Source organism: Flagellimonas ulvae (genome assembly GCF_049333175.1).
In the GTDB taxonomy this organism is placed as follows: domain Bacteria; phylum Bacteroidota; class Bacteroidia; order Flavobacteriales; family Flavobacteriaceae; genus Flagellimonas.
On sequence record NZ_CP186325.1, the window covers coordinates 3726998 to 3743334 of the forward strand.

Annotated in this window: 12 protein-coding genes and 1 riboswitch; of the genes, 7 read left to right on the forward strand and 5 right to left on the reverse strand. The window is 38.9% G+C overall.

Annotated features, from left to right (window positions below):
- Positions 1 to 16 precede the first annotated feature (16 nt).
- Positions 17 to 2413 (forward strand): sodium-translocating pyrophosphatase, encoded by a 2397-nt coding sequence (locus ACOKFD_RS17400; protein ID WP_422859068.1) that lies wholly within the window; start codon positions 17 to 19, stop codon positions 2411 to 2413.
- Positions 2414 to 2506: 93 nt separating this feature from the next.
- Here the strand turns inward: ACOKFD_RS17400 and ACOKFD_RS17405 are convergent, their stop codons facing one another.
- The 5 genes from ACOKFD_RS17405 to ACOKFD_RS17425 form a co-directional block, all read right to left on the reverse strand.
- A complete protein-coding gene (locus tag ACOKFD_RS17405) occupies positions 2507 to 3211 on the reverse strand; it encodes an energy transducer TonB (protein ID WP_422859069.1) in 705 nt (234 codons plus the stop codon).
- Positions 3212 to 3336: 125 nt separating this feature from the next.
- The gene (locus ACOKFD_RS17410) at positions 3337 to 3768 is read right to left on the reverse strand and encodes a hypothetical protein (protein WP_422859070.1); all 432 of its coding nucleotides are present in this window, start codon (positions 3766 to 3768) and stop codon (positions 3337 to 3339) included.
- A gap of 197 nt (positions 3769 to 3965) precedes the next feature.
- On the reverse strand, positions 3966 to 4580 hold the full coding sequence (locus ACOKFD_RS17415) for a deoxynucleoside kinase (protein WP_299000524.1): 615 nt from the start codon (positions 4578 to 4580) through the stop codon (positions 3966 to 3968).
- A 98-nt stretch (positions 4581 to 4678) separates the two neighbouring features.
- Positions 4679 to 5356, reverse strand: a complete 678-nt coding sequence (locus tag ACOKFD_RS17420) for a response regulator transcription factor (RefSeq protein WP_422859071.1) — start codon at positions 5354 to 5356, stop codon at positions 4679 to 4681.
- Positions 5353 to 6810 carry a sensor histidine kinase gene (locus ACOKFD_RS17425; RefSeq protein ID WP_422859072.1) on the reverse strand — a complete coding sequence of 486 codons (1458 nt, stop codon included), beginning with the start codon at positions 6808 to 6810 and terminating at the stop codon, positions 5353 to 5355. The genes ACOKFD_RS17420 and ACOKFD_RS17425 overlap by 4 nt, the downstream gene beginning before the upstream one ends.
- A gap of 119 nt (positions 6811 to 6929) precedes the next feature.
- Between ACOKFD_RS17425 and ACOKFD_RS17430 the strand changes: the two genes are divergently transcribed.
- The 6 genes from ACOKFD_RS17430 to ACOKFD_RS17455 all read left to right on the forward strand — a co-directional run bounded on the left by ACOKFD_RS17430 (position 6930) and on the right by ACOKFD_RS17455 (position 16337).
- The gene (locus ACOKFD_RS17430) at positions 6930 to 7829 is read left to right on the forward strand and encodes a GLPGLI family protein (RefSeq protein WP_422859073.1); all 900 of its coding nucleotides are present in this window, start codon (positions 6930 to 6932) and stop codon (positions 7827 to 7829) included.
- 78 nt (positions 7830 to 7907) lie between these two features.
- Positions 7908 to 10523, forward strand: a complete 2616-nt coding sequence (locus ACOKFD_RS17435; protein ID WP_422859074.1) for a carboxypeptidase-like regulatory domain-containing protein — start codon at positions 7908 to 7910, stop codon at positions 10521 to 10523.
- A 171-nt stretch (positions 10524 to 10694) separates the two neighbouring features.
- Complete coding sequence (gene metK, locus ACOKFD_RS17440; protein ID WP_422859075.1) at positions 10695 to 11951, forward strand: methionine adenosyltransferase; 1257 nt, start codon at positions 10695 to 10697, stop codon at positions 11949 to 11951.
- Between the two features lie 72 nt (positions 11952 to 12023).
- The gene (locus tag ACOKFD_RS17445) at positions 12024 to 13955 is read left to right on the forward strand and encodes a CocE/NonD family hydrolase (protein WP_422859076.1); all 1932 of its coding nucleotides are present in this window, start codon (positions 12024 to 12026) and stop codon (positions 13953 to 13955) included.
- Complete coding sequence (locus ACOKFD_RS17450) at positions 13952 to 14623, forward strand: class I SAM-dependent methyltransferase (protein WP_422859077.1); 672 nt, start codon at positions 13952 to 13954, stop codon at positions 14621 to 14623. The genes ACOKFD_RS17445 and ACOKFD_RS17450 overlap by 4 nt, the downstream gene beginning before the upstream one ends.
- A gap of 162 nt (positions 14624 to 14785) precedes the next feature.
- Positions 14786 to 14906, forward strand: a riboswitch (SAM riboswitch).
- 144 nt (positions 14907 to 15050) lie between these two features.
- Complete coding sequence (locus ACOKFD_RS17455) at positions 15051 to 16337, forward strand: O-acetylhomoserine aminocarboxypropyltransferase/cysteine synthase family protein (protein WP_422859078.1); 1287 nt, start codon at positions 15051 to 15053, stop codon at positions 16335 to 16337.

The following is a 16337-nucleotide window of genomic DNA, read 5'->3' on the forward strand; positions in this document are numbered from 1 at the left end:
AAATAACTAATTAACTATGGATTTATTGATACAGTTTCTGCCCGTATTTGGTGTTTTGGCACTGCTGTACGTTTTTGTTAAAAATGTATGGGTTTCAAAACAAGAGGTCGGTGATGAAAAAATGGCTCGAATAGCCAAAAACATTGCCGATGGAGCCATGTCTTTCCTTAAGGCAGAATACAAAATACTGAGCATCTTTGTTGTGGCTGTGGCCATTTTGCTCTTCTTTAAAGGAACCAACGAAGAAGGATCTAATGGAATGGTCGCTGTTTCTTTTATTGTAGGAGCCATTTGTTCTGCTTTGGCCGGATTTATTGGAATGAAAGTGGCTACCAAAGCCAATGTAAGAACCACTAATGCAGCCAGAACTTCCTTAGGGAAAGCGTTGGAAGTAGCTTTTGCAGGTGGAGCTGTAATGGGACTTGGAGTCGTTGGTCTTGGAGTTTTAGGTCTTAGCGGACTTTTTATGATTTATAGTGGTCAGGGATGGGCACTTGGAGAAGTTTTGAATGTACTTTCAGGTTTTTCTCTTGGAGCTTCATCTATTGCCCTTTTTGCCCGTGTGGGTGGTGGTATCTATACGAAAGCTGCTGATGTTGGTGCTGATTTGGTTGGTAAAGTAGAAGCGGGTATTCCTGAAGATCATCCGTTGAACCCTGCTACAATTGCAGATAACGTTGGAGATAATGTTGGAGACGTTGCCGGTATGGGAGCTGACCTTTTTGAATCTTATGTAGGTTCTATTATTGGTACTATGGTATTAGGAGCTGTATTTGTAACACTACCTGAATTTCAGGCTGCTTTTGATGGTTTGGGTGCAGTATACTTGCCTTTGGCTTTGGCAGCTGTTGGAATTGTGATGTCCATTATCGGAACTTTCTTTGTTCGTGTTAAGGACGGAGGAAATCCACAGACCGCATTGAATATTGGAGAATTTGGTTCTGCTGGTTTGATGTTAGTGGCTTCCTACTTCATAATTAATGGAATGTTACCTGAAGCATGGGTTGAAGGTGGAAAAGAATATTCTGCTATGGGTGTGTTTTGGGCAACCATTGCAGGTCTTGTTGCAGGTCTTGCGGTAGGAAAGGTGACCGAGTATTACACAGGAACAGGAACTAAACCAGTTAACTCCATTGTAAGACAGTCCGAAACAGGAGCTGCCACGAACATTATCGCAGGTCTAGGTGTTGGAATGATGTCTACAATGATACCTATTATATTAATTGCAGCTGCAATCTTAGTTTCTCATCACTTTGCAGGTCTTTATGGAATTGCTATTGCTGCTGTAGGTATGTTGGCAAACACAGGTATTCAATTAGCTGTTGACGCGTATGGGCCTATTTCAGATAATGCGGGTGGTATTGCTGAGATGGCTGAATTACCAAGTGAAGTCCGCGAACGTACAGATAAGTTGGATGCTGTAGGAAACACTACTGCAGCAATTGGTAAAGGATTTGCCATTGCATCAGCAGCGTTGACGGCTTTAGCATTGTTCGCTGCTTTTATGAAAACTGCTGGAGTTACTTCAATTGATGTTTCCCAACCGGATATTATGGCTGGTTTGCTGATAGGAGGTATGCTGCCTTTTGTTTTCTCTGCGCTTTCCATGAATGCGGTAGGTAGAGCTGCAATGGCCATGATCGAAGAAGTGCGTCGTCAGTTTAGAGATATTCCTCAGTTGAAAGCTGCTCTTGAAGTAATGCGTGCCGTTGATTCAGACATGTCTAAAGCAACAGAGGCACAAAGAGCAACGTTCGACGCTGCTGATGGTGTTGCCGAATATGACAAATGTGTGGCGATTTCTACAAAAGCATCCATTAAAGAAATGGTATTGCCAGGCCTTTTGGCAATCGCTGTTCCCGTAGCAGTAGGATTTATTGGAGGTGCTGAAATGTTGGGTGGTCTTCTTGCAGGTGTTACTACTTGTGGTGTTTTGATGGCCATTTTCCAATCCAATGCTGGTGGTGCATGGGACAACGCCAAGAAAACCATTGAAAGTGATGGTCGTAAAGGTTCGGATGCACACAAAGCTGCAGTTGTTGGTGACACGGTAGGTGATCCTTTTAAAGATACTTCAGGACCTTCTTTGAATATCCTATTGAAATTGATGTCCGTAGTAGCTTTGGTAATTGCACCTAGTTTGGTGAGTCTTTCTCCAGCGGATGAGGTTAGTATGATGAAAGCAGATGGTACTACCATTTCAATTACTACGGATGGTATGAAGGAATCAAAGCAGATTGAAAAACAGTTGAAAGTTGAAATCAGCAATACAGTTGATGGTTCTTTTAAGGCCGTGATAACTTCTACTTCTGAAGTTGGAGAAGAGGTTGAAAAAGAGGTAAAAGAATTTACTGCTGCTACCAAAGAAGAGCTTGAAAAGTTGGTTGACGAATATAAGAGTTCGAAGAACTAGGAAAGTATTTCTTTTATAAGTAAAACTGAAAACCACGCTTTAAGCGTGGTTTTTTTATGGATTGCATTGTCATATCGAGCGTAGTAGAGATATTTATTGCAACTTAAAAGTGATTGGAATGGCAAAAGGAACCTTAACAGGGGTTCCTCTTTGTTTCCCAGGTGTCATTTGAGGTAATTTAGAAATGATCCGTTCCGCCTCTCCCTCTAAAAGTTGATGAGGTCCTCGCATGCGTACGTTTCCAATACTACCGTCTTTTTGAATGGTAAAGACGACATTTACTCTTCCTTGCAGCCCCATTTCCTGGGCCAGCTCTGGATATCTAAAATTCTTGCGAATGTGTTTTTGCATCATTTCCTGAAAACAGGCTCTTTGATTTTCAGCATCTTCACAACCAGGAAATACCGGAACATTTTCGATGCTAACCCAGGGCACTTCATCCGGAATGTCTTCTTCAATAACTGGAATATCTTCGATAGGAACAATCTCCTGAGTTTGGTCTGTCTCTGTTGAAGCGATTACCGAATCTTCAATCTCTGAATCATCAGGGGCAATCTCAATTACCGGAGGGGTTTGAATTTTAGGAGGCGGCGGAGGCGGCAAATTCTGAATAGTAATAGGCACTTCTTCAATCAATTCATCAGTAATCTCTAGCTGTGCAAAGTCACCATAGGAAGGATGATACGTTTTCCATTCTAAAGCTAAATAAATCAAGGCAAGAATAGCTGACATACCAATAGCGAAGTACAAGTTGGAATTTTTTTCCAACTGGAGTTCACGGTTCTTTTTTGTTTCCATAATACATCATTTTGTTGTTAACATATGATGAACTTATTGGAAATATGAAGTGAATAAAAGCTAGAATTAGGGAAACAGCGCTTTGAGCTAGCCAATAAACCTTTATTGAGATGTGTCCATTTATTTTAGGCACTGATTTTTTGTGTATAATCTTGGGAACAGCCTTTGGCTTTCGCCCAAACTATAGCATTTTCTATATCATGGAACGTTTTAAGTTTCTTACCCATAAATAAACGTTCAAGCAGCGAATTCTTTACTTGGGCGACAACAACATAAGATTTTAAGTTGTAGTTGTGTCTAAAAAACTTTATCCAATCGCTGGGAACAACAGCGTAATTGTGAATTCGGTTCGAAATATATATTAAATCGGTACCGTCGTTTTCATAAAGATTAGAAATATCATTTACTACCTGTTTTGCATGATGCTCCCAGGTAAAGACTACATCTTCTTTTATTTCTGATATTATAAAATGATCAAAGAGGTAAAAATCGCCGAAAGGATAGTTCAGTTCTTGGAACGCCTCCCGATAAAAGGGAGTATCGATTACGTTTTTCATAAGCAGTTAAAGGTTATTCAAGTTTGGGATTCCAAAACTGCTCATATTTAGAGAATTAGGGAATTTTAGTTGTTAAAATGTTTTTTTAAACGTTAAAATGTTTGTTTCACACCCGTAATTTAAAGTTTGAAACATTTGGAAAGTGTGGAAATTTGGTTATTCTCTTGAGAAGGGTTTGGAAGTATACAATGAATCACTTAAAACAAGCCGTGTAGTTCGGCATCAATCCTGTTGATGACCTCCCCTAAATCCTCAGGGTCGTCCACAAAATTTAAACTGTCAACGTTGAATACCAAAAGCTTGCCTTTTTCATAGGTGTCCACCCAAGCTTCATAACGTTCGTTCAAACGGCTTAGGTAGTCAATAGAGATAGTATTTTCATATTCCCTGCCACGTTTATGAATTTGATTTACCAAATTGGGAATTGAACTTCTCAAATATATGAGAAGATCTGGGGGCTGGACCAAGGTTTCCATCAACTCAAAAAGACTTTTGTAGTTTTCAAAGTCTCGATTGGTCATTAAACCCATGGCGTGCAGGTTAGGGGCAAAGATATGGGCATCCTCGTAAATGGTACGATCTTGAATTACATCTTTACCACTTTCCCTAATTTTTAAAATCTGGCGATACCGACTATTCAAAAAATAGATTTGAAGATTAAAACTCCAACGTTCCATTTGGGTGTAAAAATCATCCAAATACGGATTATCCACTACATCTTCAAAGTGTGCATCCCATTTATAATGCTTGGATAATAAATTGGTTAACGTGGTTTTTCCTGCTCCAATATTTCCGGCAACGGCAATGTGCATCCTGGGTTGGGTTTAAAAGTTTTTTAAAAAGGTCGGAGCTCGCAATATACAAAGTATATTGGGTTGGAAGAAAGATTTTAGTTGAAATGAAGGTTAGCTTAGCAAATCAATTTATAGCCCAATCCCCGTACGTTGATTATCTGTATGTTTTGGTCTTTTTTCAATTTTTTTCTTAGCTTGGTAATAAAAACATCCATGCTTCTGGCATTGAAAAAATCATCATCTCCCCATAGCTTTTTCAGAATTTCCGAACGGTCCAAAACCTCATTTTGCTTTTGAATGAGGTGGTATAACAATTCTGCTTCTCTATGGGTCAAACTTTGTTCCTCTTCCTCATCTATTAGAAGTTGTTTAGTATAATTAAAAGTGAATTTTCCAAGCGTAATGCTATCCTTTTGCTGTTTTTGTGACCTGTTGAGCAATGCATGGATGCGAACTATAAGCTCTTCCATGCTGAAGGGCTTTTTAAGGTAGTCATTGCCCCCCAATTGGAAACCATTTACAACATCTTTGATTTGTGATTTGGCCGTTAAAAAGATAATGGGGATGTCTGTATCTTTCCTTCTGACCTCTTCGGCCAATGTGAAACCGTCCTTTTTGGGCATCATTACATCCAAAACCAAAAGTTCCGGTTTATTTTTGAGATAACTTTCATAGGCCTCTGTTCCATCTTCGCAGAGAATCACCTCAAAATTCCGAGTTTCAAGGCTTTCTTTTACAATTTGTCCTAATGCTGGTTCATCTTCGGCCAATAGTATTTTTACAGGATTGCTCATAACACGATTTTAAAAATGGTGAATGAATTATCTGGGAGTAGGGTAAGGCTTCCGCCATGCTTTTCTATTATCTTTTTGGAGTAGAAAAGACCAATTCCAAATCCCTTGACATCATGGCGATTTCCTGTGGGAACACGATAGAATTTATCGAATATCTTGTCCCTTTGTAGTTTTGGAATTCCTTTGCCATTGTCCAAGACAGTGATTTCAGTTCTGTCTATAGTGGAGTTTAGAGATAGTTCAATACGATTTCCTCCGTACTTAACCGCATTGTCCAATAGGTTGGAAATGACATTTTCAAAATGAAAAGCATCAATTTCTTTGATGAGTTTGTTAGAGTTAGTCTTGAAAACAAGCTCTTTGTCGGTGATTAGCTTGAGTCTATGTAAAGTTTTGTCCAACAAAGCGACTAAATCTTGTGGTTCTTTTTCCAGCTCCAGACGGTCGTTGTCCAGGGTGGCAGTTTCCAGTAGCTTTTCAACCATGGAATTGAGTTTTTTTAACTGCTCTTGGGAAATGTCAAGATACTTTTCTGTTTTTTGGGTATCCTTTAGGACGTTGAAATTTTTTATCCCTTCAATAGCAGTTGAAACCGTTGCTATGGGAGTTTTAAACTCATGGGTAATGTTGCTGATTAAGTCGTTCTTTATCTCAGATAGCTGTTTTTGTTTTCTAATGGTCTTTAAAAGATAGAATAAACTGTAAACAATACACCCTGAAAGAAGTAAAGACAGTACAATACCTGTTAGACTCTTTTTCAATACAACAAGGACAGGATTATTGTGTTTTAATTCGAGTTTTTGATAATCAAGTAAATAGTTGGATTTTGAAACAGCGGTAAAAGCATACTCACTAGTTTTTCCTCTTGAAAGCGTATTCAAAAGAGAGTCGTCTTCAAAATGGTTCAATTGATAGGTCAAATCAATTTCCTTTTGCTTTAAATCTTGGTTCAACAAGCTGTCCAACTTCCCAAGGTCTAGATTTTGAATTGAGGCTGAAGTAATCAATCGATTGAACAATCTTCTAAAAGAACCAGAGCTGTCTCTCATCTTTTTTCTAAAAAAATGCATTTTAGAAAATCGCCCCGGTGGTCTTCGAGGTCGTATTCTAATTTTTGCACTATCCATTCTTTCCAACATCTTCCCAATGGCTGCTTCACTATCCTTTTGGGGAACGTCAATATTGATTATGCTATCATTTTGTATAATGCTCACAAAACCACCTCTATTTTTAATGTTTATGGTATCGGTGTCCAAAAAGGCAAAAAAGTCAGACTTGGCCAAATTAGCGTAGTAGGTCTCAACACTTGAGTCAAAACTGTTTTGAACTTCATTAATGAGAGCCAGTTTATTGGTTTTGTAATTACCTATGTTCCAATACACCTGAATTGTTATGGTTGCCAAAATGGTGAACGTAATTAGGTATAGGATATAAGTGAATTTTTTGGTTTCCATACTTCAAATCTATTAATATGAATTGAGGTTTGTAACCGGTTAACACTCGTTAACACATGTTAACCAAGCGTCTAGGGATTACATGTCATATTTGTGAGGAGTTCAATCAAAAAAACAAAATGATGAAAACTAAAAGACTCGTTATCAGCTTTGTTCTAATGAATTGTCTTGTGTGCGCTGCCATAGGTCAGGATTTTCAGGGGAAGGCTTTTTACAAAACAAAAACCAATGTTGAAATAAACTTGGATGACCGTGAAATTCCTGAAGCGATGAAACAACGTATTAGGGAACGCGTGAAAAGTAGAACAGAACAGAGTTTTGAACTTGTGTTTGATAGGACAACATCGGTATATGCCCAGGAAGAAAAACTGGAGACTCTAGGAGTCCAATCTGGCCCTAGAATGGCTTTTGCCGGCGCGGGTAATGGAGAGTATTTTAAGAATATCCAAAATCAAGAATATGTTAACCAGACTGAAATGTTCGGAAAAATGTTCTTAATAAAGGATAGTTTGAATACTTGGGAGTGGAAATTGGGCACGGAAACAAAGCAAATTGGAAATTACACATGTTACAAAGCTACGGCCACTAGGCAAGTGAATGAAGAAATGATGACCCGAATGCGCAATGCTTTTGATAGGAACAGAGATTCAAACAAAGAAGAGGCCAAAGATTCTACCGAACAGGGCAATGGTAATTCCATTTTAGCCAGAATTGAAGAACCGGAAAATGTGGAAGTGGTTGCTTGGTATACTCCAGAAATATCGGTTAGCCAAGGCCCTGGACCTTACTGGGGTTTGCCTGGATTAATTTTAGAGGTAAATGATGGTAGAACCGCAATATTGTGTTCAAAATTGGTGCTGAATTCTAAAGAGAAACTAAAAATAGAAGCGCCTAAAAAAGGTAAAGAGGTATCCCAAGAAGAGTATGATAGTATTCTGGCTGAGAAAATGGAGGAAATGTCCGAGCAATTTCGTTCAAGGGGCCGTGGAAATGGCGCGCGAATCATGATTAGGGGGTAAGTATTTCAAATGAATTTGAAGCATATTTTTTTGCCAATTTGTTTGGCCTGGTCGTCTATTGTTTTTAGTCAAGGTTTGATGATTTCTGGAAAAGTTACCGATAGCTTGCAAAATCCTTTGGATGTAGCCAACGTAGTGGCCATTAACAAGAACACAAAGACTCTTGAGGGTTTTGGAATAACAACGCCAGAAGGAAAATTCAAAATAAATGTAAAGAAGAATACAGCCTATATCATCAAAATAAGCTACTTGGGCTTTGAGACCAAGGAAATATCAATTGAAACGAAGGAGGAAGATATCTTTTTAGATGTGTTGATGTTTCCGCAGCCTGAAAACTTGGATGAGGTTGAATTGGTTTATGAAATTCCAATTACTATACAGGGAGATACTATAGTGTACAATACCGATTCTTTTGTGTCGGGTACAGAAAAAAAACTGGCTGATGTCCTCAAAACACTTCCTGGAATTGAGGTAAATGATGATGGGGAAATTGAAGTAGAGGGAAAGGCAGTGACCAAAGTAATGGTGGAGGGCGACAATTTTTTTGATGGAGATTCAAAATTGGCATCCAAGAATATTCCGGCCAATGCATTGGATAAAGTGGAAGTGCTTCGCAATTACAATGAAGTTTCACAATTAAGCGGTCTTACAAATAACCAAGACAATGTAGCGTTGAACATCAAATTAAAAGAAGGCAAGAAAAAGTTCTGGTTTGGTGAAGTTACAGGTGGATTAGGACCAGATGAGCGGTATGTAGCCCATCCGAAATTGTTCTATTACAGTCCCAAGTTCAGTTTAAACGTTCTAACTGACTTAAATAACGTTGGGGAAGTTCCTTTTTCATTGCGAGATTATTGGAATTTTACAGGGGGAGCAAGAGGTAATGTGCGTCCAAATACAGGTACTTTATTCAATACAACTACTTCCGGACTTGGTTTGAGCACTACCCAAAACAATAGGGCGAGTTCTATAGATAGTAGATTTGGAGCGGTCAACTTTAGCTATAAGCCATCCAGTTCTTGGCGAGTGTCTGGTTATGGAATATTCTCTAACACCAATACATTGTTAGAAACTGCGGCAACACGAACGTTTATATCAACTAATGAGATTGAAAATACGCAGACCATAGCAGACCAAAGTACAAGTTTGGGATTGGCAAAATTTACTTCGAACTATAAGCCTTCGGACAAGTTGCAATGGGATTATGAGGTGCTTGTACGAACTGTTGATGAGAATGAAGATACCAATACACTCTCTGTAGCTGATGTTACCGATACAATTTTTGAAAGTCAGGAACAAAATCCTATAACAGTTACTCAAAACTCAAATCTGTATTACACCCTGAATGATAAGAACATTTTTGCCTTGGAGGCACAATATGAATATTCAGATGAAGACCCTTTCTATAATGCCATCCGTGATCAGCAGCCTTTTGTGGGAATTGTTCCTGTTAACATGGAACAGACCAATTTCAACATTGGACAAAGACAATACACCCAAACCAATCGGGTTGATGCAAAGCTGGATTATTTTTGGGTATTGGGTCGAAAAAGTAATTTGAATTTTACTTTGGGAACAATTCAAAGCAGTCAACGCTTCAATTCCTCCATCTTTCAGATTTTGGATTCTGGTGACCAAAACACCTTTGGGGATGAAGATTTAGGAAATTCGGTGAGCTATAGTTTTTCCGATAATTACTTTGGGCTTCACTACAAAATCATATCAGGCAAGTTCACTTTTAACCCAGGATTTCATATTCATGACTACAGAGCCAAAAATGAACAGCTGGGTAGTGAGGTTACGGATACCATGTTCAATATTGTACCTGATTTATTTGTAAATCTACAGCTAAAACAATCAGAAAGCCTTCGATTCACCTATACCGTTCAACGGCAGTTTTCAGATATCAATCAATTTGCCAGAGGATATGTCTTTACGAATTACAATGCCTTGTATCGGGGAAATAGGGATTTGGAAAGTGCTTTGTTTCATACGGCACAGCTAAACTTTTTCAGCTTCAGTATGTTCAATCAGCAGAATATTTTCGCGAATTTGGTTTACTCCAAACGAATGGACGCATTTAAGACCAATACGGGTATTGTAGGCATCAATCAGGTGAATACAACGATTAATTCAAATTTGAATGATGAAACCTTAAGTGGAACGGGAAACTACCAAAGAGCATTTGGTAGAATAAGAGTAAGCGGCAGAAGCACTGTTACTTACTCGAATACCTTTAACATTGTAAATGATATACCGCAAAATTCAAAGTCATTCACACAAGATTATGAGTTGTCTTTAGGAAGTAGTTTTCAGAAAGCTCCAAATCTGGAATTGGGATATAGGTACACCGTAAACAACTACAACACCGGGGGTATTAAAACCACTTTTTTTACAGATAGGCCATTTGCCCGTTTAGACGCATCATTCTTGAAAGGATTTATCCTTTTAGCTGATTATGAATATTACTTTTATCGCGATAGGAATCAAACTATTGAAAACAAATTTGGCTTCTTAAATGCCTCCTTATCCTATCAAAAGCCAGAAAGTAAATGGGAGTTTAGCATAAATGCGACAAATTTGACCAACAATCAAGATTTAAATCAAGATACATTTAACGATCTCTTTTTTAGGACTTCACAATATTCGGTTCAGCCTAGATATATCTTGTTTAAGGTAAAGTATGATTTGTGATGGTTGTATTTTAGAAATGGATTTTTTTGCAGAGTTTAGGTTTTGCCATATTTTTGCCACGCAAAATGAGGAAAGATTTGACTGATTGCAACCTCGAAAAAAAATGCTAAAAAGTGAAGTAAACTTTCTTCAGGGCATTCGTCAAATCTTTTTTGTAAAAACAAATTCTGAATGCCATATTTATTTACATCCGAATCCGTAAGCGAAGGACACCCTGACAAAATTGCTGATCAAATCAGTGACTCACTTTTAGATAATTTTCTGGCCTTTGACCCAGAAAGCAAAGTGGCCTGTGAGACTTTGGTAACCACAGGACAAGTTGTTTTAGCAGGAGAAGTGAAGAGCAATACGTATTTAGATGTTCAGCAAATTGCTCGCGAGGTTATCAATCAGATTGGGTACACTAAAGGGGAATATCAATTTAGTGGAGATTCTTGTGGAGTAATTTCGTTGATTCATGAGCAATCGCAAGACATTAACCAAGGTGTAGATAGAGGTAATAAGGAAGAACAAGGGGCCGGTGATCAAGGAATGATGTTTGGATATGCCACCAAGGAAACAGAGAACTACATGCCTTTGGCCTTGGATATCTCACATAAGATTTTACAAGTATTGGCAGACATGCGTAAAGATGGAAAGGAAATTTCTTATCTCCGGCCTGATGCCAAAGCTCAAGTTACCATTGAGTATTCGGACGATAACGTACCACAAAGAATCGATACTATTGTAGTTTCCACGCAACATGATGAGTTTGATTCTGATGACCAAATGTTGGAGCAAATCAAAAAAGATGTCATCGAGGTGGTTATCCCTAAGGTGAAAGCACTTCTTCCTTCAGAAATTCAAGATTTGTTTACGGATGGAATTATCTATCACATCAATCCAACAGGAAAGTTTGTTATTGGAGGCCCTCATGGCGATGCAGGACTAACAGGACGTAAAATTATTGTGGATACCTATGGAGGAAAGGGTGCTCATGGTGGTGGGGCTTTTAGCGGAAAGGATCCAAGTAAAGTAGACCGAAGTGCCGCCTATGCAGCGCGACACGTTGCCAAAAACTTGGTTGCTGCAGGGGTGGCCAATGAAATATTGGTGCAAGTAAGCTATGCCATTGGAGTAGTAGAACCTACATCAATCTTTGTGGATACCTATGGTACGGCCAATGTGAATATGAACGATGGTGAGATTGCCAGAAAAGCCTCAGAATTGTTTGATATGCGCCCATTTGCCATAGAGGAAAGATTAAAACTTAGAAACCCCATGTATTTGGAAACTGCAGCGTATGGTCATATGGGCAAAACACCAAGAACCGTAACGAAAGTTTTCGAATCGCCTTACAATGGTAAAGTGGAAAAAGAAATAGAACTCTTTACCTGGGAAAAATTAGATATGATTCAAGAAGTAAAAGCTGCTTTTGATTTATCCTAGAAACGCTTTTTTCGGTCTAACTAAAATTATATTTCTTCGTAGCTTTAGGCAACTCAAAAATTCAATTTGAACATGAAGTTTACTTTCCGCTTTTTCCTTACATTATTTTTGTTTTCGGCTGTTGTTTCTTCCTGTAAGAAAACAATCCAAAAAGAGGTTGTTGAAGAGAATTATGTTGCCCAAAATTACACGAAGAAAGAAGTCGATATAGAAATGCGGGACGGTGTGAAATTGCACACTACCATCTATTCTCCCAAGGATGCCTCCAAAGAGTATCCAATTTTGATGCAGCGAACTCCTTATAGTTCAAGACCTTATGGCAAGGATGAGTTCAGGAAACAAATTGGTCCTAATATTCATTTAATGCAAGAAGGAAATATCATCGTGTATCAAGATGTGCGTGGTCGATGGATGAGTGAAGGACATTACGATAACATGCGAGCGTACATTCCCAATAAGCAATCCAATGAGGATGTGGATGAAAGTTCAGATACCTATGATACCATTGAGTGGCTAGTGAACAATGTGGAAAACAACAATGGAAAAGTAGGGGTTTGGGGTATTTCATACCCTGGTTTTTACGCCACGTATGCCACCGTGGATGCGCATCCTGCCTTAAAAGCGGCTTCACCCCAAGCATGTATTGGAGATTTCTTTTTTGATGATTTTCATCACAATGGAGCCTATTTGTTGAGTTATTTTAGAGCAACATCGCTCTTCGGAACTCCAAGGCCGAACAACGACAGTCCTATTGACACAGCTTGGTATACCCTACCAGATATCGGTACGGAAGACCAATATCAGTTTTTCTTGGATTCAGGATCCTTGGAGAACCTGAATTCCTTTTTTGAATACGAAACTGCCGATACGCCAAAAATTAGACCTGAAGGTTTGACAGACGATTTTTTCTGGAATGAATTGAAAGAGCATCCCAATTATGATGAAGTATGGCAAAGCAAAGGACTTATTCAGCATTTAAAGAACGTTAAGAGTCATGTAGCGACCATGGTAGTTGGAGGATGGTTTGATGCAGAAGATTTGTACGGTCCATTGGAAACCTACAAGAACATTGAAAAATACAACGAAGGAAATTACAATACCATGGTTTTTGGACCTTGGGACCATGGTGCTTGGGCCAGAAGAAAAGGCAGAAATGCTGTTGGAAACTATTATTTTGGGGATTCAATTTCGGAGTTTTTTCAAGAAAAAATTGAAACCAAGTTTTTCAATCATTTTTTAAAAGGTGAGGGGGATGGAAATACAGGTCTTCCTGAAGCCTATGTTTTTGATTCAGGTAGTAAAGAATGGGCTGCTTTAGACACCTGGCCTCCAAAACAACGCACTAAAAAAACCTTTTTCCTTTCCGAGAATCAAGAATTGACGGAAGAACATAAAGGTACTTCTGAGATAAAATTCATTAGTGACGTGAAAAAACCTGTGCCTTATTCTGAGGATATCAAGACGGTTTTCACTCCAAGAAAATATATGACGGATGACCAAAGGTTTGCCGCACGTCGTTCCGATGTGCTGGTTTTTGAAACTGAGGTTATGGAAGAAGACTTCACATTGGCGGGAGACATTATGGCCAAATTGAATGTGGCCACTACCGGTACAGCAGCGGATTGGATTGTTAAAGTAATAGATGTGCATCCTGATGATGTTGAAACCAATGAAGAAATGCAGGACCATTTAAAGCTATCTAATTACCACCTTATGGTCCGCAGTGAAGTAATGCGAGGTCGTTTCCGCAACAGCTTTTCAGAACCTGAGCCTTTTCAACCGAACCAAAAAACCTCTGTAAACATCAAACTACAAGATGTTTTTCATACCATAAAAAAAGGACATAAACTTCAAATTCAAATACAGAGTACTTGGTTCCCATTGATAGATTTAAATCCGCAGACCTATGTGGATAATATCTTTAAGGCCAAGGAAGAGGATTTCAAAACACAAACCCACACGGTTTTCACCGATTCCAGTATTGAGTTTTCTGTTTTGGAATGAAAACTGACGTCATCAAGAAGGTAAAAAAACCGTGGCCTACAAAAGCGGTAATGGAGCAAATCTATAAGGCCAAACTCTGGGGTGACAATGAAGAAGGTTTCTATTCCGGTGAAGGGTCTCACCTTCCAGGATTGGTCAAGCCCTATGTGGATAGCATTCAATCGCTTTTAAAGTCTTTTGAAAGGCCATTGACCGTAATTGATATGGGTTGTGGAGATTTTAACGTAGGTTGGCAACTGGTAAACTTTACGAAGAAGTATATTGCCATAGATATTGTCAGTGACCTGATTGAATTCAACCGAAACAAATACCAATATCCAAATTTAGAATTCTACTGTTTGGATATAGTTAATGACAATCTTCCAACTGCCGATTGTATTATCCTAAGACAAGTATTGCAACATTTATCCAATTCGGAAATAAAAAGTATAGTAGCTAAACTTTATGATTATCAATACATAGTTTTAACCGAACATCTACCCTCTGAAAAATTTACTCCCAACATTGATATCATCTCTGGGCAGGGTACTAGATTACGAAAACAAAGTGGTGTGAATTTGTGCAAAGCTCCCTTCTATTTAAAAGTAAAGGAGTCAAAGCAGCTACTATGTTTAAATTCACCAAATTATGGAGGACAGTTAGTAACGACTATGTTTAAAATGTTCTAATTGGGGAAGGTACCATTACAAATACTAACAGTTTAACTCATCTTTCTTTTTGTATCGGGAGATGAAGTAAAGACTTGCGGTTCTACAAAATTTCCCCAAAACATTAGGATTTTAGAAAAATCTAACTTAATCTTTGTATCACAAGTTCAAACACGTATTGAATAGTTATCAAGAAAGGTGGAGGGAATAGACCCTACGAAGCCTTAGCAACCCTTGCTACTTTGCAAGAAGGTGCTAAATTCTATCCTTGTCCTGAACTTGTTTCAGGACCTCAAGACGGCAAAGACCGAAACTGAAATAGGAATAGATAACAACAATCGATATTTTCGATTCACTTTCTTATAACTTTTTGATTTTACTTTTCTACTTCGTTTGTAGAGAAGGTTTGGCTTTTTTAATCGATGGAATTAATTAAAAAACTAAAATCATGAGTGAACACAAATTAGCGACCAACGCATTACATGCAGGTCACGACACAAACCACACGCAAGGCACAAGAGCGGTACCTATTTATCAATCCACCTCCTATGTCTTTAATGACACGGATCATGCGGCTAACTTATTTTCGTTGGCCGAACTGGGTTTCATTTACACAAGACTAAATAACCCTACAAATCAAGTTTTACAGGAAAGATTAGCTGCAATTGAAGGAGGTATAGGGGCCGTAGTTTTTGCATCTGGAACAGCTGCGATTTCCACAGGATTAATGACGCTTTTAAAAGCTGGTGATCATATTGTGGCATCAAGCAGTCTGTATGGGGGAACATTCAACTTATTGAACGTAACCTTACCTAGGTTGGGCATCACTACCACTTTTGTAGACCCAGCTGACCCTTCAAATTTTGGAAAGGCAGTGCAAGACAATACCAGGGCCTTTTTTGTGGAATCCCTGGGTAATCCAAAATTGGACGTGCTGGATTTAAAAGGAATTTCCAAAGAAGCTAAAGCGGCCCAGGTACCTTTTATTGTGGACAATACTGTTGCTACCCCCGGTTTATTGAATCCCATTGAACATGGGGCAAACCTGGTAATTCATTCACTCACAAAGTATATCAACGGTAACGGTACAGCCTTAGGAGGTGCCATTATAGATGCTGGTACCTTTGATTGGACCAATGGGAAGTTTCCTGAGTTTACAGAGCCTTCATCAGGATACCACGGTCTAGTATATAGTGAGGCGCTGGGTGCTGCGGCATTTACCTTTAAGTTGATTTTGGAGGGGCTACGTGATTTTGGGGGTGCTCTGAGTCCTACCAATGCATTTCAGATTATTCAGGGATTGGAAACCCTGCCCGTCCGAATCAAACAGCATAGTGAAAGTGCCTTGGCTTTGGCAGAATGGTTGCAGGATAGGGATGAGGTAGCTTGGGTAAATTACCCTGGACTTAAAGGAAACGAATACTACGAATTGGCTCAAGAATATTTGCCCAATGGACAGAGTGGCTTGGTGACCTTTGGTGTAAAAGGAGGTTTTGAGGCTGCCAAAAGATTGACTGATGCCACAAAAATATTTTCCCTATTGGCCAATATCGGAGATACCAAATCCTTGATTATCCATCCAGCGAGCACAACGCACCAACAATTGGCCGAAGAAGAACAGGCAAGTGCAGGGGTCACGCAGGACTTGATTCGTTTGTCCGTTGGACTGGAAAATCTGGATGACCTAAAGGCTGATTTGAAACAAGCCTTTGAAGCTATAAAAACTACTGAATAA

Excerpts from the sequence above, each read along its gene's own strand:
- ACOKFD_RS17410 (WP_422859070.1), bottom strand. The coding sequence starts at position 3,768 with ATGAAAAACGTAATCGATACTCCCTTTTATCGGGAGGCGTTCCAAGAA.
- ACOKFD_RS17445 (WP_422859076.1), top strand. The coding sequence starts at position 12,024 with ATGAAGTTTACTTTCCGCTTTTTCCTTACATTATTTTTGTTTTCGGCT.
- ACOKFD_RS17415 (WP_299000524.1), bottom strand. The coding sequence starts at position 4,580 with ATGCACATTGCCGTTGCCGGAAATATTGGAGCAGGAAAAACCACGTTA.
- ACOKFD_RS17455 (WP_422859078.1), top strand. The coding sequence starts at position 15,051 with ATGAGTGAACACAAATTAGCGACCAACGCATTACATGCAGGTCACGAC.
- ACOKFD_RS17405 (WP_422859069.1), bottom strand. The coding sequence starts at position 3,211 with ATGGAAACAAAAAAGAACCGTGAACTCCAGTTGGAAAAAAATTCCAAC.
- ACOKFD_RS17420 (WP_422859071.1), bottom strand. The coding sequence starts at position 5,356 with ATGAGCAATCCTGTAAAAATACTATTGGCCGAAGATGAACCAGCATTA.
- ACOKFD_RS17430 (WP_422859073.1), top strand. The coding sequence starts at position 6,930 with ATGATGAAAACTAAAAGACTCGTTATCAGCTTTGTTCTAATGAATTGT.
- ACOKFD_RS17400 (WP_422859068.1), top strand. The coding sequence starts at position 17 with ATGGATTTATTGATACAGTTTCTGCCCGTATTTGGTGTTTTGGCACTG.
- ACOKFD_RS17425 (WP_422859072.1), bottom strand. The coding sequence starts at position 6,810 with ATGGAAACCAAAAAATTCACTTATATCCTATACCTAATTACGTTCACC.
- ACOKFD_RS17450 (WP_422859077.1), top strand. The coding sequence starts at position 13,952 with ATGAAAACTGACGTCATCAAGAAGGTAAAAAAACCGTGGCCTACAAAA.
- ACOKFD_RS17435 (WP_422859074.1), top strand. The coding sequence starts at position 7,908 with ATGATTTCTGGAAAAGTTACCGATAGCTTGCAAAATCCTTTGGATGTA.
- metK (WP_422859075.1), top strand. The coding sequence starts at position 10,695 with ATGCCATATTTATTTACATCCGAATCCGTAAGCGAAGGACACCCTGAC.